The following is a 19,328-nucleotide window of genomic DNA, read 5'->3' as shown; positions in this document are numbered from 1 at the left end:
GCAACGAATAAAGCCCCTCCCTCGCAGCAGCGGGGGAGGGGCTTTTTGTTTGCAATGATTGTTGGCGGAGCGGGGGGGGGGGCGTTCGCTCAGTGCCGCAGCAGCCCCCGCAGGCGGTAAAGCTCGTCCAGCGCCTGCCGTGGCGTCAGGCTGTCCGGGTCGATTCCCGCCAGGGCTTCCTCCACCGGCGAGGGTCCGGCGGGCGCTTCCGCCACCACCTCGGCCTTCGGTGCCGGCCGCTTCAACGCGGCACTGAACAGCGGCAGGTCTTCGGCCAGCCGGTGGATCGTCGCGTTCTGGTCGCCCGATTCCAGCAGCTTCAGCACCTCGTCCGCCCGTCCGACCACCGCGGGCGGCAGGCCGGCCAGCTTGGCGACATGGATGCCATAGCTGCGGTCGGCGGCACCGGCCGTCACCTCATGCAGGAACACCACGTCGCCCTGCCACTCCTTGATCCGCATGGTGTGGCAGGACAGCGCCGGCAGCTTTGAGGCCAGCATCGTCAGTTCGTGGTAATGGGTGGCGAACAGCGCGCGGCAGCGGTTGACGTCGTGCAGATGTTCGACGCAGGCCCAGGCGATGGACAACCCGTCGAAGGTCGCGGTGCCGCGGCCGATCTCGTCCAGGATCACCAGGGCGCGGGAGCCCGACTGGTTCAGGATCGCCGCCGTTTCCACCATCTCCACCATGAAGGTGGACCGTCCGCGGGCGAGGTCGTCGGCGGCGCCGACGCGGCTGTAGAGCCGGTCGACCACGCCGATATGCGCCCGCTCCGCCGGAACGAAGCTGCCCATCTGGGCCAGCACGGCGATCAGCGCGTTCTGGCGCAGGAAGGTCGATTTACCGGCCATGTTCGGGCCGGTCAGCAGCCACAGCCGGTTGTCGGGCGCAAGGTCGCAGTCGTTGGCGACGAACGGCCCGCCATGGGCGGCGTCCAGCACCGCCTCCACCACCGGATGCCGGCCGCCCTTGATGGCGAAGGCGAGGCTGTCGTCCACCAGCGGCCGGCTGTAGCGCCGCTCCTCCGCCAGTTCAGCCAGCGAGGTGGCGACATCCAGCGCCGCCAGCGCATGGGCGGCCTGGGCGATGGCATCGGCTTTCGCCGCCACCGACTCCACCAGTCCGGCGAACAGCTCCAGCTCCACCGCCAGCGCCTTGTCGGCGGCTTCGGAGATGCGGCGTTCCAGATCCGACAGCTCCACCGTGCCGAACCGCACGGCATTCGCCATGGTCTGTCGATGCATGAAGACCTCGCGGCCCCGATCCGACATCAGCTTGTCGGCATGGGCGGCGGTGACTTCGATGTGATAGCCCAGCACGTTGTTGTGCTTGACCTTCAGCGACGGAACCCCGGCGATCTCAGCGTATTTCGTCTGCAGCCCGGCGATCAGCCGTCGGCTCTCGTCGCGCAACGTCACCAGCTCGTCCAGCGCATAGCTGTAGTCGCGGGCGATGAAGCCGCCATCGCGGGCCAGCAGCGGCAGCTCCGGCGCCAGCGCCTGGGTCAGCTGGTCGACCAGCTCCGAATGGGCGCCCAGCCGCTTGTCGAGCGCCGCCAGCCCGTCCGGCAGCGGCATGGCCCCGGCCAGCAATTCGCGGATCAGCCCGGCCTGCCGCAGCCCGTCGCGGATGGCGGCCAGATCGCGTGGACCGCCGCGGCCCAGCGTCAGGCGCGACAGAGCGCGTTCCAGATCGGGGCAACTGCGCAGGGACTGGCGCAGGTCGCCGCGCAGCCGTTCCTCCGTCAGCGCGAATTCCACCATGTCGAGCCGGCGGCCGATTGCGACGGGATCGGTCAGCGGCGCCGCCAGATGGGCGCAGAGCAGGCGCGCGCCGGCCCCCGTCACCGTGCGGTCGATGGTGGCGAGCAGGCTGCCGCGCCGATCCCCGGTCAGCGTCCGGGTCAGTTCCAGGTTGCGGGCGGTGGAGGCGTCGATCTCCATCACCGCGCCCGGTCCGACGCGCCGCGGCGGCGACAGGCGGGGGACGCGGCCCTTCTGCGTCAGTTCGACATAGCCGACCAGCGCACCGGCCGCCGCGACCTCCGCCCTGGTAAAGCTGCCGAAGGCGTCCAGCGTGCCGACCCCATATAGGGTCAGCAGGCGCTGTTTGCTGTTCTCACTGTCGAAACGCGGGGTGGGCTGCACGGTCAGCCGCGACTTCCATTCCCCCCAAAGCTCGAACAGCTCCGGCGTCTGCGACAGCTTCTCGGAGATCAGCACCTCCTGCGGGTCGAGCCGGCCGAGCGCGGCACCCAGCCCGGACCGTTCCACCGGCTGCACCACCAGTTCGCCGGTCGACATCTCCAGCCAAGCCAGCCCCAGCCCGCCGGCCGCCTCCGCCACCGCTGCCAGCCAGTTGGAGGAGCGGGAATCGAGCAGGCTGTCCTCGGTCAGCGTGCCGGGGGTGACGATGCGGATGACGCCGCGCTTCACCACCGATTTCGCCCCGCGCTTCTTCGCCTCCGCCGGGTCTTCCATCTGTTCGCAGATGGCGACGCGGAAGCCCTGGCGGATCAGGCGCTGCAGGTAATTCTCGTGGCTATGCACCGGCACGCCGCACATGGGGATGTCTTCGCCCAGATGCTGGCCGCGCTTGGTCAGTGCGATGTCCAGAGCCGCGGCGGCATTCACCGCATCCTCGAAGAACATCTCGTAGAAGTCGCCCATCCGGTAGAACAGCAGGCAATCGGGATGCGCCTGCTTGATCTCCAGATACTGTGCCATCATCGGGGTGGCGTCGGGCGGGATGACGATTTCTGCGGTGGCGGACACGGGAACCATGCGGCGGTGGATGGGTGTTGTTTCAGGGGCGCACCCTATCACGGGATATGCAGCCGCGGGATAGGCGGGATGGCCGGTGTCGGGGCATTCGGGCGCGGATGACCGACTCCGGCTGCGTCCCCATGGCGGTTGACTGGTGCTTGCCGCCGGTCGCTACAATAGGGCAGGGCCCCGTTGGGATGCTTGCGGGGGAACCCGCGCGATCGGACGGAACTCCGACCATGAAAATAGGGAGACGGCCATCATGACGCAAACGACCCAGGACGCGGCGCCCGCCGAGGTGCGGGAGGTCGTTGCCCTCTTTTCCACCCGCGCCGGCTTCAACCAAGCAGTCGACGCGCTGCTGGCCGCCGGCTTCGACCGCGCCGACCTGTCGGTGCTGGCCAGCCACGCCTCGCTGGATGCGGCCGATCCGAAGGGCAGGCCGCGGGACGAGGCGCTGACCGGTCTGGTGGGCGAACTGAAATACGCCTTTCCGCTGACCACCGCTGGCCTGATCGCCATCGTCGGCGGTCCGATCGAAGCGGCGCTGGCCGCCCTGGTCGCCGCCGGTGTCGGCGGGGCGGCGATCAAGGATTATCTGGACGAGCTGACCAGCCACCCCAAGCCCGACGAGTTCACCCGCGCCCTGGAGGCCGGCGGCGTCATCCTGTGGGTGCGTGTCACGACGCCCGAGCAGGAACGGGAAGCCTCCGCCCTGCTGGATCGTGAGGGCGGCGGCAATGTCCATATGTCGGTGCGCGAGGCGTGACGCGGCCTTTCGGCCGTCAGACGCGCCAATAACCCCAGACGGACGCGGGCGGCAGGTTTTGCAGGGTGAAGGCCAGCCTTCGGCCTTCAAGCCCCAGCGCCGCCCGGTCCAGGGGTGAATGCGGCATGAAGCTGTAGAGGAGGAAACGGCCGCCCGGCCGCAGGATTCTGAAGGTCGCGTCCAACACCTCGCGCTGGAAGGCGAGCGGGAAGGTGATCATCGGGATGCCGATCACCACGGTGCCCACCTTGCCGCACAGCGACTCGCCCAACAGGTCCGGCGCCTTGCGGCAATCCTCGGCCAGCACGGTCACGGCGGGGCAGCGCTGCCGCAGATGACGGGCGAGATCCTGGTCGAGCTCGAAGCTGAACAGGCGGTCTGCCGGAATGCCGGACTCGAGGATCGCGGCGGTGATCGGACCGGTACCGCCGCCGAACTCCACCACCACCTCGTCCGCATCGCAGCGGATCTCGCGGGTGATGCGGCGGCGCAGGGATCGGGAGGATGGGGCGATGGAGCCCATTGCCCAGGGGTCGGCCAGCCAGCGGCGGAAGAACAGCCAGGATTCTGCAAGCGGGGCGGGTGCCGTGTCGGTCATCGGAGCCTCCCTGTGTCGGGACGGCCCGTCGGCGACCGCCCTGCTACAGCGTTGCTGCCAGAAGTTGGTGACCTGCGTATGACAGGCTGCTCGCCACCAGCGTCAAAAACACCAGCGCCGCCACGGTCAGCCCCAGCCCGACGCCGATGGCGCCACCGTCGCGCTCGATCAGGCCGAGGGAGATCAACACAAGCGCGAAGCCCGGCAGCCAGCCGGTCAGCGGCAGCGGGATGATGCAGGTCAGCGTCAGGATGAACAGCAGCAGTCCGAACCAGCGTTCCTGGTCGATGCGGGCAAGGCGGTGAAGCCGCGGCTTCAGCATCCGTTCGATCCACACCAGCCGCGGCATGGCGGCGTCCAGCGTGCGGGCGGCCAGCCCCGTGCCGATGGAGCGGCGCAGCAGCCAGTCCGGCAGCCCCGCCCCGCGCCGCCCGAAGGCGAGCTGGGCGGTGTAGAGCACGATGGGCAGGTCGAACAGGCAGGACACGCCCAGCGGCACCGGGGCGATGGTGGGCAGCGACAGCGCCAGCAGGATGGTGCCGAGCGAGCGGTCGCCCAGCGCCCGGATCAGGTCGCCCAACGTGACCCGTCCCGGCGGCAAATTGGCGCGGAAGCGGGCCAAAACGTCGGAGGTGCGTTCCTCCTCCACCTCGGTGCAGGTCGCCGGCAGGGCGATGGTGCCGTCCCGCTGCGGCTCGTGTTCCAGCGCCTCCCGGTCCAACGCATCGCCTCCGGCGTCGTCAATGTGCCGGCGGGCGTTCAAACGCCGGCCTCCGCCGCGGCGCTCTCGTAGGCTTCGAGGGCCTCCAGCCAGCATTCCTCGGCGGTCGCCAGCTTCTTCTCCACCGTGCCGAGATCGATCTGCAGCTTCGTCAGCTTGTCCGACGGGCCGGTGTAGAGGGCGGGGTCGGCCATCTTCGCCTCGATCTTGCGCTTTTCCTCGCTCAGCTTGTTCACCAGCGCTTCCGCATCGGTCGCCTTGCGCTTCAGCGGGGCGAGCGCGGTGCGCGCCTCGGCGGCGGCGCGGCGCTGGTCCTTCTTGTTCGGGCCGGCGTCGCGGTCCAGGCCGCCTTTCGCCACCGCACGTTCCGCCTTGGCGCGGTCCAGAAGGTAGCGGCGGTAATCGTCCAGGTCGCCGTCATAGCTCTGCACCGTGCCGTCGGCAACCAGCAGCAGCCGGTCGACGGTCATCTCGATCAGGTGCGGGTCGTGGCTGATGATGATGACGGCGCCGGGGAAGTCGTTGATCGCCTCGATCAGGGCTTCGCGGCTGTCGATGTCCAGATGGTTGGTCGGTTCGTCCAGCATCAGGATGTGCGGGACTTCCCGGCTCATCAGCGCCAGCAGCAGCCGCGCCTTCTCGCCGCCCGACAGGCTGGCGATCTTGGTCTCCGCCTTGGCCTGCGGGAAGCCGAAGCGGCCGAGATGGGCGCGGACCTTCTCCTCCAGCGCCAGCGGCATGATGCGCTGGGTCTGCTGGATCGGCGTCAGCGACAGATCCAGCTCCTCGGCCTGGTGCTGGGCGAAATAGCCGATGCGCAGCTTGGACGACCGCCGCATCTCGCCGGCCATCGGCTGCAGCCGGTTGGCCAGCAGCTTGACCAGCGTCGACTTGCCGTTGCCGTTGGCGCCCAGGAGGCCGATGCGGTCCTCCATGTCGATGCGCAGGTTGACGCGGCGCAGGATGACCTTGTCGCCATAGCCGATGCTCACCCCCTCAAGCGCGATCAGCGGCGGCGCCAGCTCGTCGGGCGGCGGGAAGTTGAAGACGACCTCGGGATCGTCCTCCATCAGCGTGATCGACTCCATCTTCTCCAGCAGCTTCAGGCGGCTCTGCGCCTGACGGGCCTTGCTGGCCTTGAAGCGGAAGCGGTCGACATAGGACATCATGTGCTTGCGGCGCGCCTCCTGCTTGGCGGCCATGGAGGCGAGGCGCTCCTGGTTGGCGCGGCGCTGCGCCAGGAATTGGTCGTAATTGCCGCTGTAGGTGACGAGCTTGCCCTGGTCGATGTGGATCGTGGTGGTGGGCACCGCGTTCAGAAGCTCACGGTCGTGGCTGACCAGCAGGATCGTGTGCGGGTAGTTCTTCAGATAGCCCTCGAGCCAGATGGTGGCTTCGAGGTCGAGGTGGTTGGTCGGCTCGTCCAGCAGCAGCAGGTCGGGGCGGGAGAACAGCACGCCGGCCAGCGCCACGCGCATCCGCCAGCCGCCGGAGAAGTCGGAGCAGGGCCGTTGCTGCGCCTCGGCGTCGAAGCCCAGGCCGGAGAGGACCTGTGCCGCGCGCGACGGGGCCGAATGCGCCTCGATGTCGGCGAGCCTTGCGTGGATCTCGCCGATCCGCATCGGGTCGGTCGCCGTCTCCGCTTCCGCCAGCAGGGCGGTGCGTTCGGTATCGGCGGCCAGCACGGCGTCGATCAGCAAGGTCGGGCCGCTGGGGGCCTCCTGCGCCACCATGCCCATCCGCATGCCGGCCGGCAGCGTGACCGCGCCGGCATCGGTCTGCAGCTGGCCCGAGATCAGCTTCAGCAGGGTGGACTTGCCGGTGCCGTTGCGCCCGACCAGCGCCACGCGGTGCCCCTTGGGCACGACCGCGGTGGCGTGGTCGAACAACACTCGGCCGCCGAAGCGGAAGGTCAGGTCATTGATGTGCAGCATAGCGGCGAGGATGTAGCACGGGACCCCGCGGATTTGAAGCGGGGCCCGCCGATTGGCACGGCTTTGTCCTCAACGCTCAAGAGTCATCGCCGGCATGCGGGCCTGGACGCCATCGCCCTGGACGGCGGCGATCAGGGGCCGCAACTGGGCCAGCAGGGGGCGCAGTTCCGCCACAGCGGCCATGGCGCCGACCAGTTCGCCGCGGCCGGACATCAGCTCCATCAACTGGTCGGTCACGGATTTCGGCGGCGGGAAGGGGGTCAGCGTCACCGCGGCGTCCGGGGACAGTCTGGCGGCGGTGCGGGCCAGGGTCAGCGCCTGTTCCTGCCCGCCCAACTCGTCGACGAGGCCGAGTTCGCGTGCCTGCGCGCCGGTCCACACCCGCCCCTTGGCGACGTTGCGCGCCTGATCCGGCGACATGCGGCGGGCTTCGGCGACCCGCTGCAGGAAGTTGGCGTAGGTGTCGTCGAGGATGGCGTTCAGCCGCTCCGTCCCGCTGGCGTCGAAGGGGCGCACGGGCGACCACAGGCCGGCGTTGCGGGCGCCCTGCACGCGGTCCCAATGGACGCCCAGCTTGTCGGAAAGGCCGGCAACGCCGAACTTGCCGGCGACGACGCCGATGGAGCCGGTGACGGTGGCGGGCGAGGCGACGATGCGGTCGGCCGCCAGCGCGATCCAATAGCCCCCGGACGCGGCGGCGTCGCCCATGCTGGCGATCACCGGCTTGCCGTTCTGGCGCGCCTTGACCAGCGCCCGCCGGATCGCCTCCGACGCGGAGACGGAGCCGCCGCCGCTGTCGATGCGGAACAGGATGGCGCGCACGTCGGGGTCGTCCGCCGCCTCCTCGATGGCTTCGACGATGGTCTCGGATCCGGCGGCGACCTCGCCCAGCGCCGGCTTTTCGCTCTTGCCGCCGGTGATGGTTCCGACGGCGTGGATCAGCGCGATGGTCGGGCCGGTGTCGTTGGGGCCGCCGGCCACCGACAGATAGTCGAACGGCTCCACCAGTTCCGCCCCGGCGCCGGCCCGCTTCAGCGCCTCGTCGCGCGCCTCGTCGGCATAGCCGAGCCGGTCGACCAGCTTCCGGTCCAGCGCCTCGCGACTCAGCAGCGGCGCATTGTCCATGGCCGTCCGCACGGCGGCGGGAGCGAGGCGCCGGCTGGTGGCGATGCCGTCGACCAGCTGCCGGGTGAGGTCGGCGACCAGCGCCTCCATCATCTCGCGGTTGGCCGGGGTCATGCCGGACTTGGTGAAGGTATCGGCGAAGCTCTTGTATTCCTCGCGCTGGGCGAATTGCGGCTGCACGCCCAGCTGTTCGAAGGCGTCGCGGGCGAATGGCAGTTCCACCGACAGGCCGGTGATGCCCAGCGTGCCGAGCGGCTGCAGCCACACCTCGTCGAACGCGCTGGCCAGCAGGTAGGAGCGGTTGCCCGGCCCGCCCCCGCCATACTCCTCCGCAAAGGCGACGGCGAAGCGGCCGGAGGCGCGGAAGCGCTCGATGGCCGCCCGCAACTCCTGCGTCTGGGCGAAGCCGATGCTGTCGTCACCGAAGCGGGCCAGCACGCCCTTCACCTTGGGGTCGCGCCGGCCGCCGTCCAGCGCGTCGAGCACCTCGCGCAGGGTCGTCTGGTGCTCGAAGAAGCTGCCGATCCTGCCGCTTTCGCTTTCGGCCAGCGGCTTGGTCAGATCGAGTTCCAGCACCACCGCGTCGGGCAGGGCGGGTTCGTGGCGGACGGCCAGCACCACCACCGCCACCGCCCCGGCCACCAGCAGGAAGCCGATGACGGCGAACAGTCGCACGAAGAAGCGGACGATCCTCATGATTCCAACCCTGTGTGGCCTCGGTGGTGCCGGACGACCGGCGCTGAAGAATCGGCGTTAACGGTCCTGGCTGTGGTACTCGCGGTTGGGGATCATGTCCACCGCGGTCGCGACACGGTTGGACATGTTGTAGAAGCCGACCGTATCGGCAATGTCGAAGATGTCCTCCGCGCTGAATCCCACGGCGCGCAGGGCCTCGCGGTCGGGCTCGCCAACCGACATCGGCTCCTTCGTCAGCTTCCAGGCGAAGTCGAGCATGGCGCGCCGGCGCGGTTCCAGCGGGGCGACGCGATAGTTCGCGACCAGCATTTCGCCCAGTTCAGGGTCTCCGGACAGCTTGCGCACCGCCTGACCATGGGCGACGAGGCAGTAATAGCAGTGGTTGGCCGATGACACGACGACCGCGATCATCTCCCGCTCCAGCTTGCTGAGCCCGCTCTCACCCAGCATCAGCTCGTTATAGAACATGGCGAAATTGCGCAGCTTCTTCGGCCGCAGGCTGTAGGCCTGGAGCACGTTGGGGACGAAGCCCAGCTTCTCCACGCACTTGTCGAACAGCGCCTGCATGTCGGGGTCGAGTTCCGGCTTTTCCGGCAGGGGCAGGGCCATGACGTGATCGGGCTGCGGCATCGGGCGATTCCTCTCGTTGTTGGTTGGGGCGTCTGTTTGCCCGGCGGAAGGTAACCGCGGCGGCGCCTTCTGTCTCGCCCAGCTTCCCTCCCACGCTTGCCTCTCGCCAAAGCTGCGTGGCTGTGCAAGAACAAGGCGTGATGAATGCGGGGATATGGACCTTTCTACCAAGCAGATGGCGCCAATCAGATGGCGATGACCCAGCCGAAGCTCGAACTTCTCTCCGTCCTTGTGGTGGAGGACAGCGGCTTCATCCGCGCGGTCCTGACCGCCACCCTGCGCGCCATCGGTGTCGGCCGGGTTGAGGGGGCGGCGAGCGGCGCCGACGCCATCCGATGGCTGGAGGAACGCCGCGCTGCCCTGCCGCCAGGGACCGCCCCGGTCGACCTGATCCTGTCCGATCTGGTGATGCCCGAGGTGAACGGGCTGATGCTGCTGCGCTGGATCCGCTACAGCCCGAAGAGCCCGGACAAGTTCCTGCCGGTCCTGATGCTATCGGGTGCGGCCGACCGACAGTATGTGGAACAGGCCCGCGATCTGGGCGCCACCGACTTCATCGCCAAGCCCTTTTCGGCGCACACCATCGCCAGCCGGCTTCTGTTCGCCATTGCCCGGCCGCGCCGCTTCGTTCTGGCCAAGGGGTATTTCGGCCCGGACCGCCGCCGCACCGACAAGCCGGTCGCCATGGATTGCCGTACGACCGCGCCATCGGAAATCCTGGTGGTGCACAGCGCATCGAAGGCGCGCGGAATCGACCGCTTCCCGGTGATCTATTTCGACCTGCCCAACCGGCTGGGCGCCAAGGTCGGCCTCGCTCCGCGCGACCCGGTTCCTACCCTGCCGCCGGAGGTGCTGGCCGCGGCGGAGGAGGAGATCCTGAACCGGGCCGGCGACTATGCCGTCTGGATCGGGGCGGAGGTGGAGGAAATGGGCCGCCGCGTCGACCGTCTGCCGCGCGAGCCGGACGCCGTGTCCGGCCTGCTGGCACAGGTCAACCGCTCCGCCCATGAGATGCGCGGGCAGGGGGGCATCTTCGGCTATCCGCTGATCACCCACATCGCCAAGTCGCTCTACGAGGCCACCCGCGGCGGCCTGACCGCGGTGACCGCCAACGAGCATCTGCTGTTCAAGGCCCATGTCGATGCGATCAAGGCGGTGATGACCGGACGCGTCAGCGGCGACGGCGGCGCCACCGGGCAGCAGCTGCTGGCGTCGCTGGAGGTGGCGAAGCGGAAATATGCCAAGGCCGGCGAGGCGGGGCGGGGGTGAGGCCGGCAGTCAGCGACGAGCCTTCACCACGGTCATCCAGCCCCATCCATTCCCCTACGCCGCCCGGATCTGTCCGATGAAGGCCGCCACGTCGCTGCGCAGGCTGTCGGCGTTTTGCTTGAGGGCGTCGGCCATCGACAGCACCTCCTTCGCCATGGCTCCGGCGCGGCCGGCTTCGGTGCTGACCAGGGCGGCATTGTGGGAAACCTGATCGGTGCCGTCAGCCGCCTGCCGGACATTGCGGCCGATTTCGGCGGTCGCGGCGTTCTGTTCCTCAACTGCGGCGGCGACGGCGGAGATGTTCTCCTCGATGCTGGTGACGACTTTGCCGATGGCGCCGATGGCCTGCACGGTCTGGCCGGTGGCGGATTGGATTTCGGCGACCTTGGCGGTGATGTCTCCCGTGGCCTTGGCCGTTTGGTTCGCCAGTTGCTTCACCTCCTGTGCCACGACGGCAAAGCCCTTGCCGGCCTCTCCGGCCCGCGCGGCCTCGATGGTGGCGTTGAGGGCGAGAAGGTTGGTCTGGCTGGCGATCTCGGTGATCATCCGCACGATCTCGCCAACCTGTTGCGCGGCATCGCTGAGATCGGCGATCACGTCCGCGGTGTGGCGCACGTCGGTGACGGCCTGTTCCGCCATTACGGTCGAGCCCGCCATCTGGCGCCCGATCTCGGCGATGGAGGCGGTCAGCTCCTCCGTCGCGGCGGCGACCGCCTGGACGTTGCTGGACGCGCCTTCGGATGCGCGGGCGACCGACAGCACACGCTCTTCCGTGTTGGAGGCGATGCGGCTCATCTGCTCGGCATTGCCGCGCAGGCCGGAGGCCGCTCCGGCCAGCCGTTCGGACACCGATTCGATGTGCCGGTCGAACTCGGCCACCAGCCCCTCCAGCCGCTCGGCTTCGCGCAGGCGGTCCTCCTGCTGTCGCCGCTGTTCGGCGGCGAGCCGGTCGGCCTCGGCCAGGCTCAGGCGGAACTGATCCAGGCGGCGGGCCATGGCGCCCAGCTCGTCGGTGCGATCTGACCCACCGATGGTCAGGTCGCGCTCACCCGCCTCCATCCGCGCCATGTCCGAGTTCAGACGGGCGATCGGACGGGTGATGTTGCGGGCGACCAGCACGGCGATCAGCGTCATCGCCACCAGCAGAGCGGCCACCCCGGCGATCACACCGGACAGGCGGGCCATCGAGTTGCGGACGTCACGGCTGGCGAGCGCGATCAGGTCGTCGGCCACCCGCTTCTCGACGGTGCGCAGCATATCGATGGTGACGGTGATGGCGTCGAACCACTTGCCGGCATCCACCCCCTGGTTTCCCGCGCCATAGGCGGAGGCCACGCCGATCCGGCGCATTCGCTCCACTTCATCCACGACGCTGCCGGAGACGGTCCGGTCGAAGAAGGCCGCTTCCTCGTCCGTCATCTTGGCCTTCAGGCCGGACATCAGCGCCTTGTATTCGCCGGTCAGCTCGATGAACCGCTCATGTGCGTCAGCCGGGAACCGGTCCTTGCGGAAGGCGGCGCCGCCGACCGCACGCTGCTGCCCGAGCCGTTCCTTCGCTTCCGACAGGGAAACCATGGCATCGGCGGCGCGCAACTGGTCGCCGTCGTTGGACATCGTGCGGGCCTGACCGGCGGCGTCCAGCAGCTTACGGATCATGGCCGTATAGCTCGCCACGGTTTCCAACGGCGACTGCGTCATGGCGTTCACACCGTTGCGCAGACCGGCAAGCTGCGACAATGCGTCGCGGGCGTTGGTGATCGCCGCGGCCACATGGGGATCGCGGATGCGCGCGGCGGCGAACTGCGGCATCAACTCCGTCAGCTTGCCATCCGATGCCGTGCGCACCGTTTCCATGCGTCGCCGGTCCTCGTCCAGCTTGCCGCTGAGAAACACCGATGACGAGCCGCGCTCCTTCTGAAGCTCGTGCACGAGATTCGTCATACCGACGGACAGCCGGGTGACGGACGCCAGATCGTCGGCGCGGCGGCTTGCCTGCCACTGGTCCCAGACGAGCAGCGAGGATGTCACGACCACGCCCGCCATCGGAATTGACAGGGCGAGAGCCAGCTTCCGCATGACGCGCATATTGCCGAGCAGGCGGTCGATGGCTTTCAGAAGCGAGGTCATATCATATCTCCACCTATGCGGCTCCGTCGAACGCCTTGGGATGGTTCGTAATACCTTAGGACCGACCCCAGCGCGCGAGGGTATGAAAGCTAATCGGTTAAGACACAGTTAGGTCCAACCATGATCCAAGTGGGTTTTTGGGGGTCGTCGAGCCGGAGCGCCCGGAGATCGGGGCCTTGGACCGCCGATAGCGATCGTCCAGGGGCAAGACGGGGGCCTGCCGGCTGCTGACGCGAAATTTGCCTCGCTTCCGTCGCGTCGGGGCGGTAGAACGTGGGTCCCGGTCCGCAGGTCTCTTGGGTTCGTGGCGTGACCGGAGCGGTCTTCCGGAGCGTCCATGTCCAACACCGAATTCCATCGCATCAAGCGCCTGCCGCCCTACGTCTTCGCCGAAGTGAACGCGATGAAGGCGCGAGCTCGAGCTAATGGCGCCGACATCATCGACCTCGGCATGGGCAACCCCGACCAGGCGACCCCGCAGCACATCGTCGACAAGCTGGTCGAGGCCGTGCGCGATCCGAAGACGCACCGCTACTCGAACTCCCGCGGCATCCCCGGCCTGCGCAAGGCGCATGCCGCCTATTACAAGCGCCGCTTCAACGTCGATGTCGATCCGGAGACGGAGTGCATCGTCACCATCGGCTCGAAGGAAGGTCTGGCGAACCTCGCCCAGGCGATCACCAGCCCCGGCGATATCATCCTGGTGCCGAACCCCAGCTATCCGATCCATCCCTTCGGCTTCATCCTGGCCGGCGCCTCGGTGCGCCACCTGCCGGTGGGCATGGAGAACGGGGCGTCGACCGACATCGACAGCTTCATGATCATGCTGGAGCGCGCCGTGCGCCACAGCGTGCCGAAGCCGCTGGCGCTGGTGCTGAACTATCCGTCGAACCCGACGGCCGAGGTGGTGGGGCTGGACTTCTACCGCCCGATCGTCGAGTTCTGCCGCAAGCACGGCATCTACATCCTGTCCGATCTGGCCTATGCCGAGATCTTCTTCGACAACGACCCGCCGCCGTCGATCCTGGAGATCCCGGAAGCCCGCGAGATCGCGGTCGAGTTCACCTCGATGTCGAAGACCTATTCGATGGCCGGCTGGCGCATCGGCTTCGCCACCGGCAACAAGACGCTGATCACGGCGCTGGCCCGCATCAAGTCGTATCTCGACTACGGCGCCTTCACGCCGATCCAGGTCGCCGCTGCAGCCGCGCTGAACGGTCCGCAGGACTGTGTGCAGCAGGTGCGCGACATGTACAAGCAGCGCCGCGACGTGATGATCGAGGGTCTGGCCGCCGCCGGCTGGGAAGTCCCCAGCCCGAAGGCGTCGATGTTCGCCTGGGCGCCGATCCCGCCGCAGTTCGCCCATCTGGGCTCGCTGGAGTTCTCCAAGCTGTTGCTGCAGCAGGCGGAGGTCGCGGTTGCTCCCGGCATCGGCTTTGGCGAATACGGCGACGGCCATGTCCGTCTGGCGATGGTGGAGAATGTCCACCGCATCCGTCAGGCGACCCGCAACATCAAGGAGTTCTTCCGTTCCAACGCCGGCGGCGTTGCGGCGAGCAAGGACCCGGCGGCCCGCGCCGCCCTTCTGGAATCCGAGAAAGCGAAAGCCTGATGCCGAACGCCCAGCAAGCCCCCCTGAAAATCGCAGTCGCCGGCCTCGGTACGGTCGGCGCCGGCGTCCTGAAGCTGCTGGACACCCAAGCCTCGCTGATCGAACAGCGCTGCGGCCGCCGGATCGAGGTGGTCGCGGTCAGCGCCCGCTCCAAGGGCAAGGACCGTGGCGTCGATCTGTCGAAGGTCCAATGGTTCGACGATCCCGTTGCCATGGCGGCCCAATCCGGTGCCGATCTGGTGGTGGAACTGATCGGCGGATCGGAAGGTCCGGCCCGCGATACCGTCGCCACCGCAATCGAGACCGGCAAGCATGTGGTCACCGCCAACAAGGCCCTGCTGGCGGTCCACGGCACCGAGATCGCGCAGAAGGCCGAAGCGCGCGGTCTGACCGTCGCCTTCGAGGCGGCGGTTGCCGGCGGCATCCCGATCATCAAGGGGCTGCGCGAGGGGCTGGCCGGCAATGCCGTGTCGGAAATCCACGGCATCCTGAACGGCACCTGCAACTATATCCTGACGGAGATGCGGACCACCGGCCGCGACTTCGCCGACGTTCTGGCCGATGCCCAGGCCCTGGGCTATGCCGAGGCCGATCCCAGCTTCGACATCGACGGCGTCGATGCCGCCCACAAGCTGGCGATCCTCGCATCGGTCGCCTTCGGCACGCCGGTCGATTTCCCGTCGGTCTATGTCGAGGGCATCCGGCAGGTGTCGGCGATCGATTTCGATTATGCCGACCAGCTGGGCTTCCGCATCAAGCTGCTGGGCATCGCGCGCCGCACCGATGCAGGCGTCGAGCAGCGCGTCCATCCCTGCATGGTGCCGAAGACCGCCCCAATCGCCTCGGTGGACGGCGTGTTCAACGCCGTGGTGGCCCAGGCCGACTTCGCCGACCGGGTGCTGTTCGTCGGCCGCGGCGCCGGTGCCGGCCCGACCGCGTCGGCGGTGGTGGCCGACCTGATCGACATCGCGCGCGGGCGGTCTACGCCCACCTTCGGCGTTCCGGCCGATCGGCTTGGCGCGGCACCCCCCTCGCCGATGGAGACGCGCCGCGGGTCGTACTACGTCCGCCTGATGGTCGTGGACCGTCCCGGTGTGATAGCGGATATCGCAGCGGCGATGCGCGACCAGAACGTCTCCATGGAGCAGTTCCTGCAGCGCGGCCGCTCGCCGGGCGAAGGCGTTCCGGTGGTCCTCACCACCCACGACACCGACGAGGCGGCCATGCAGCGCGCGCTTGCGACCATCGCAGCCAGCGACAATGTGCTTGAGCCGCCGCGGATGATCCGGATCGAGCAGTTCTGATCGGGACAGTTTCCCACAATAACCAAGCACAGCCTGACCAAACACAGCCTGATACGACCGAAGAGTCGGGGGGAGCACACGATGTCTACGCCGTCTACGCATGTCGACCTGTCCCACATGGACCGCAACCTCGCGCTGGAGGCCGTCCGCGTGACCGAGGCCGCCGCCCTGTCGGCCTCGCTGCTGATGGGTCGCGGTGACGAGAAGCTGGCCGACCAGGCCGCGGTCGACGCCATGCGCCAGGCACTGAACACGCTCTACATCGACGGCACCGTCGTGATCGGCGAGGGTGAGCGCGACGAAGCCCCGATGCTCTACATCGGCGAGAAGGTCGGTGCCGGCATCGGCTCCGGCCCGAAGGTCGACATTGCGCTCGATCCGTTGGAAGGCACCACCATCTGCGCCACCGGCGGCCCGAACTCGCTGGCCGTCATCGCCATGGCGGAGGAGGGCGGCTTCCTGAACGCCCCCGACGTCTACATGGACAAGATCGCCGTCGGTGCCGGCCTGCCGGACAACATCGTCGATTTGGACGAGACGCCCGCCAACAACCTGAAGGCGCTGGCTGCCGCCAAGGGCACCGAGGTGCAGGAGCTGCTGGTCTGCATCCTGAACCGTCCGCGCCATGCCGAGCTGATCGCCCGCGTCCGTGAAGCCGGCGCCCGCATCATGCTGATCAACGACGGCGACGTGTCGGGCGTCATCGCCACCAGCCAGGCCGGCACCGGTGTCGACATGTATGTCGGCTCCGGCGGTGCGCCGGAAGGCGTGCTGGCCGCTGCGGCCCTGCGCTGCATCGGTGGCCAGTTCCAGGGCCGTCTGCTGTTCCGCAACGACGACGAGAAGGCCCGCGCCGCCAAGTGGGGCGTCACCGACCTGGACAAGAAGTACAGCCTGCACGAGCTGGCGCGTGGCAACGTCATGTTCGCCGCCACCGGCGTGACCGACGGCGCCATGCTGAAGGGTGTCCGCCGCGTTCCGGGCGGCGCCTACACCCACTCGGTCATCATGCGCTCCAAGTCGGGTACGGTCCGCTACATCGAGGCACACCACAACCTGACCCGCAAGCCGGCGGTGAAGTAAGCATTCCTGCCGGAAGCGCCGGTCGGACGGGCGCGCGGGGGGACGACCCCCGCGCGCCTTTTTCAAGTCGGCGCCGACCCGGTAACCAGTCCGGCGGACGCCGTCCAGCCTGTTTCCATCACACTGGAACATGGGTCGGGGGAATATGGGTCGGGCAGGATGTCCGGCATTGGTGGCAGCATCGGGAAGACCGGCATAGCTGTGCCGCAAAGCAGACGGGAATTGCTGGACGCGATCAGCAAGACCTATGTGAGACTGGCCGCAGATCTCGCCAGTGTGCCGCCTGAGCGCGCACGGGAAGCGACCCTTGACGGTCATGTCCTGGGCACGCAGATGAGTGTGGCCGATCTGGTTGCCTACCTGATCGGCTGGAACCTGCTGGTGCTGAAATGGTGCGGCGGCAAAGCCAGCGGGGAGCCGGTGGATTTTCCTGAAACCGGCTTCAAGTGGAACGAACTCGGCCGTCTGGCGCAGAAATTCTATGCCGACCAAGCTGGTGTCGCCTATACCGACCTGCTGCGGCAGTTTACCAATGTGAATGCCCGCATCATTGCCCTGGTCGAGGGGGAAACCGATGCGTCGCTGTATGGTGCCCCTTGGTATGGAAAGCACACCCAAGGCCGGATGATCCAGCTCAACACTTCGTCGCCCTATGCCAATGCGCGCGCCCGGCTGCGCAAGTGGCTGAAAGGCGCGGGAACACCCGGCACGGCGGGACCGTAAGCCCGCCCCGATGACGCACCCTGGTCGCGAATGGTGCCAAACCATTGCCTTATAAGCGATATTGGGTATCGCGAAATCCGGGTCAAGGATCCGTATAGCGACGCATCCCCATGTCCGCGTTGATTTGACTACGAAGTATCCATCGAATCCCCGCAGGTCTGCTGCCGTTGGGCCGCAGAGGGTGCATCATTGATTTCGCTGCCGCGAGAGGCAAAATGGGTCCATGTAATCGAGCGCCAAGCGCAGGAGATCATCATGGCCTACTCTTCGATCCAGTCAACGTCCGGCGAATTGTTCGATGTCAGAACAAAGGATATCACTGTTCTTCATCGTATCGTTCATTGGGTCCGTGAACGGATGGAACTTCGCCGCGCGGAAAGTGAGCTGAATCATATGTCCGACGCCGAACTGTCCGACATCGGTCTGACCCGTGGCGAGATCCACAACGCTGTTCGCCGCGGCTTCTGATAGACAGACTATCGAAGGGTTTGCCCAAAGCGTCTGGCGGCCGGTGGCCCATCTGAGTCCCGAATGCGGAAAGCCTCGGAAAATTGCCGGGGCTTTCGCATATTCGCAGGCATTAACCTTTTCTTCGTCGACCCTGCCCATGCGGCACATATGCCTGGGAAGGGTTGCGCGCTGCAGCACAGTCATGGTTAATGCAGTTTAACATTAACCCCGGTTCTGTTCCAAAATGGAAACGGGGCGCCTTCGGGAACCCCATTCCTCCGTGAGAGCCGTGGCCGCATGAGTCTCATTCATCGCCTTCAGTCGCTGGAAGCGGAGCGCGACGCCGCCCGGGAGGAAGCCGAGCGCGCAAATCTCGCCAAGTCGAAATTCCTTGCCGCCGCCAGTCACGATCTCCGCCAGCCCCTGCAAGCGCTGTTCTTCCTGTCCGCGGCGCTGGCCCGTCATGTCGGCGACCACAACGGGCGCGATCTGCTGTCCCGGCTCGACCAGGGGCTGGACACCATGAAGGGGCTGTTGGACGGGCTGCTGGAGGTCTCCCGGCTGGAGGCCGGCGTGGTGACGCCGGTGCTGGACACCTTTGCCGCCGGCGAGATCACCGACGCGCTCGATTCCGCCTATGCCGGGCAGGCCACCGCCAAGGGGCTGGTCTGGCGGGTGCAGGGATGCGACGCCGTGCTGCGCACCGACCGCGGCCTGCTGATGCAGCTGCTGCGCAATCTGGTCGACAACGCCCTGCGCTACACCGAGGCCGGAGCCATCCGCATCCGCTGCCGGGTGGATGGCGAGAGACTGGCCATCGAGGTTCAGGACACCGGCATCGGCATTCCGCCCGAACATCTCGACCGCATCTTCGAGGAGTTCCATCAGGTCGGCAATCCGGAGCGCGACCGGCTGCGCGGCCTGGGGCTTGGGTTGGCCATCGTGCGGCGGCTGTCGCAACTGCTCGACCACCCGGTTCAGGTGCGCTCGGTGCAGGGACAGGGCTCCGCCTTCCGGGTGCTGGTGCCGCTGGCGCCGGCCCGCCTCATCCCGACCCGTGCTGGCGGGGTTGACCGGCGGCCCGTCATCGACCGGCCGCGGCTGGCCGTGTTGGTCGATGACGACGCCGTGGTGCTGCTGGGGCTGCAGACGGTGCTGACGGAGTGGGGGTTCCGCGTGGTTGCCGCTGACGGTGCAGACCGGGCGATGGACCGGCTGGAGGCGCTGGACCGGGCGCCCGACATCGTGATCGCCGATTACCGGTTGCGTGAGGGTCGTGTCGGCACCGAGGTGATCCGCCGCGTGCGGGAACGCTATGGAGCGGAGATTCCGGCTCTGATCCTGACCGGGGAAACCGGCATCGACACGCTGGCCGACGTCTCGGCCCATGGCGTGGCCATGCTGCACAAGCCTGTGACCCCGCGCCAGCTGCAGGCCGAGATCGACAGGCAGCTTAGGATCAAGCGCATCGACGGCATCGCCCAGGCCGCCCAGTAGAGGCAGACCGGGAGCGATTCTGCAG

At 67.7% G+C, this 19,328-nt stretch carries 15 protein-coding genes; 8 read left to right on the top strand and 7 right to left on the bottom strand.

Annotation, left to right across the window (positions count from 1 at the left end; genetic code table 11):
• Positions 1 to 89: 89 nt before the first annotated feature.
• A complete protein-coding gene (gene mutS, locus A6A40_RS06655; protein ID WP_063634699.1) occupies positions 90 to 2,783 on the bottom strand; it encodes a DNA mismatch repair protein MutS in 2,694 nt (897 codons plus the stop codon).
• Between the two features lie 244 nt (positions 2,784 to 3,027).
• On the opposite strand from mutS, the gene A6A40_RS06650 reads away from it, so the two are divergent.
• Positions 3,028 to 3,534: a hypothetical protein gene (locus A6A40_RS06650; protein ID WP_063634698.1), complete on the top strand. Its 507-nt coding sequence runs from the start codon at positions 3,028 to 3,030 to the stop codon at positions 3,532 to 3,534.
• Positions 3,535 to 3,550: 16 nt separating this feature from the next.
• Here A6A40_RS06650 and A6A40_RS06645 read toward each other — a convergent pair whose 3' ends face one another.
• The 5 genes from A6A40_RS06645 to A6A40_RS06625 all read right to left on the bottom strand — a co-directional run bounded on the left by A6A40_RS06645 (position 3,551) and on the right by A6A40_RS06625 (position 9,238).
• On the bottom strand, positions 3,551 to 4,132 hold the full coding sequence (locus A6A40_RS06645; RefSeq protein ID WP_063634697.1) for a class I SAM-dependent methyltransferase: 582 nt from the start codon (positions 4,130 to 4,132) through the stop codon (positions 3,551 to 3,553).
• Between the two features lie 43 nt (positions 4,133 to 4,175).
• Positions 4,176 to 4,895: an exopolysaccharide biosynthesis protein gene (locus A6A40_RS06640; RefSeq protein WP_063634696.1), complete on the bottom strand. Its 720-nt coding sequence runs from the start codon at positions 4,893 to 4,895 to the stop codon at positions 4,176 to 4,178.
• Positions 4,892 to 6,787 (bottom strand): ABC-F family ATP-binding cassette domain-containing protein, encoded by a 1,896-nt coding sequence (locus A6A40_RS06635; protein ID WP_063634695.1) that lies wholly within the window; start codon positions 6,785 to 6,787, stop codon positions 4,892 to 4,894. Before A6A40_RS06635 ends, A6A40_RS06640 begins: the two co-directional genes overlap by 4 nt.
• A gap of 69 nt (positions 6,788 to 6,856) precedes the next feature.
• A complete protein-coding gene (sppA, locus tag A6A40_RS06630; protein ID WP_063634694.1) occupies positions 6,857 to 8,608 on the bottom strand; it encodes a signal peptide peptidase SppA in 1,752 nt (583 codons plus the stop codon).
• Positions 8,609 to 8,665: 57 nt separating this feature from the next.
• The gene (locus A6A40_RS06625) at positions 8,666 to 9,238 is read right to left on the bottom strand and encodes a peroxidase-related enzyme (RefSeq protein ID WP_063634693.1); all 573 of its coding nucleotides are present in this window, start codon (positions 9,236 to 9,238) and stop codon (positions 8,666 to 8,668) included.
• 189 nt (positions 9,239 to 9,427) lie between these two features.
• Between A6A40_RS06625 and A6A40_RS06620 the strand changes: the two genes are divergently transcribed.
• A complete protein-coding gene (locus A6A40_RS06620) occupies positions 9,428 to 10,507 on the top strand; it encodes a response regulator (protein WP_063634692.1) in 1,080 nt (359 codons plus the stop codon).
• 54 nt (positions 10,508 to 10,561) lie between these two features.
• On the opposite strand, the gene A6A40_RS06615 is transcribed toward A6A40_RS06620, so the two are convergent.
• Positions 10,562 to 12,634 carry a methyl-accepting chemotaxis protein gene (locus A6A40_RS06615; protein ID WP_063634691.1) on the bottom strand — a complete coding sequence of 691 codons (2,073 nt, stop codon included), beginning with the start codon at positions 12,632 to 12,634 and terminating at the stop codon, positions 10,562 to 10,564.
• A gap of 337 nt (positions 12,635 to 12,971) precedes the next feature.
• Between A6A40_RS06615 and A6A40_RS06610 the strand changes: the two genes are divergently transcribed.
• The 6 genes from A6A40_RS06610 to A6A40_RS06585 all read left to right on the top strand — a co-directional run bounded on the left by A6A40_RS06610 (position 12,972) and on the right by A6A40_RS06585 (position 19,303).
• Positions 12,972 to 14,246 carry an LL-diaminopimelate aminotransferase gene (locus A6A40_RS06610; protein WP_063634690.1) on the top strand — a complete coding sequence of 425 codons (1,275 nt, stop codon included), beginning with the start codon at positions 12,972 to 12,974 and terminating at the stop codon, positions 14,244 to 14,246.
• On the top strand, positions 14,246 to 15,550 hold the full coding sequence (locus A6A40_RS06605) for a homoserine dehydrogenase (protein ID WP_063634689.1): 1,305 nt from the start codon (positions 14,246 to 14,248) through the stop codon (positions 15,548 to 15,550). The genes A6A40_RS06610 and A6A40_RS06605 overlap by 1 nt, the downstream gene beginning before the upstream one ends.
• Positions 15,551 to 15,631: 81 nt before the next feature.
• Positions 15,632 to 16,633: a class II fructose-bisphosphatase gene (gene glpX / locus A6A40_RS06600; RefSeq protein ID WP_174718510.1), complete on the top strand. Its 1,002-nt coding sequence runs from the start codon at positions 15,632 to 15,634 to the stop codon at positions 16,631 to 16,633.
• Between the two features lie 159 nt (positions 16,634 to 16,792).
• Positions 16,793 to 17,356 (top strand): ClbS/DfsB family four-helix bundle protein, encoded by a 564-nt coding sequence (locus A6A40_RS06595; protein ID WP_269467683.1) that lies wholly within the window; start codon positions 16,793 to 16,795, stop codon positions 17,354 to 17,356.
• Between the two features lie 255 nt (positions 17,357 to 17,611).
• Positions 17,612 to 17,824, top strand: coding sequence for a DUF1127 domain-containing protein (locus tag A6A40_RS31080; protein ID WP_082860746.1), 213 nt, complete (start codon positions 17,612 to 17,614; stop codon positions 17,822 to 17,824).
• Between the two features lie 279 nt (positions 17,825 to 18,103).
• Positions 18,104 to 19,303 carry a hybrid sensor histidine kinase/response regulator gene (locus A6A40_RS06585; RefSeq protein WP_063634687.1) on the top strand — a complete coding sequence of 400 codons (1,200 nt, stop codon included), beginning with the start codon at positions 18,104 to 18,106 and terminating at the stop codon, positions 19,301 to 19,303.
• The last annotated feature ends 25 nt before the right edge of the window (positions 19,304 to 19,328 follow it).

The sequence above is a fragment of the Azospirillum humicireducens genome (genome assembly GCF_001639105.2).
Lineage (GTDB): Bacteria > Pseudomonadota > Alphaproteobacteria > Azospirillales > Azospirillaceae > Azospirillum > Azospirillum humicireducens.
Note: the sequence above shows the minus strand (reverse complement) of the source record. Positions and strands in the feature narration are given on the sequence as shown.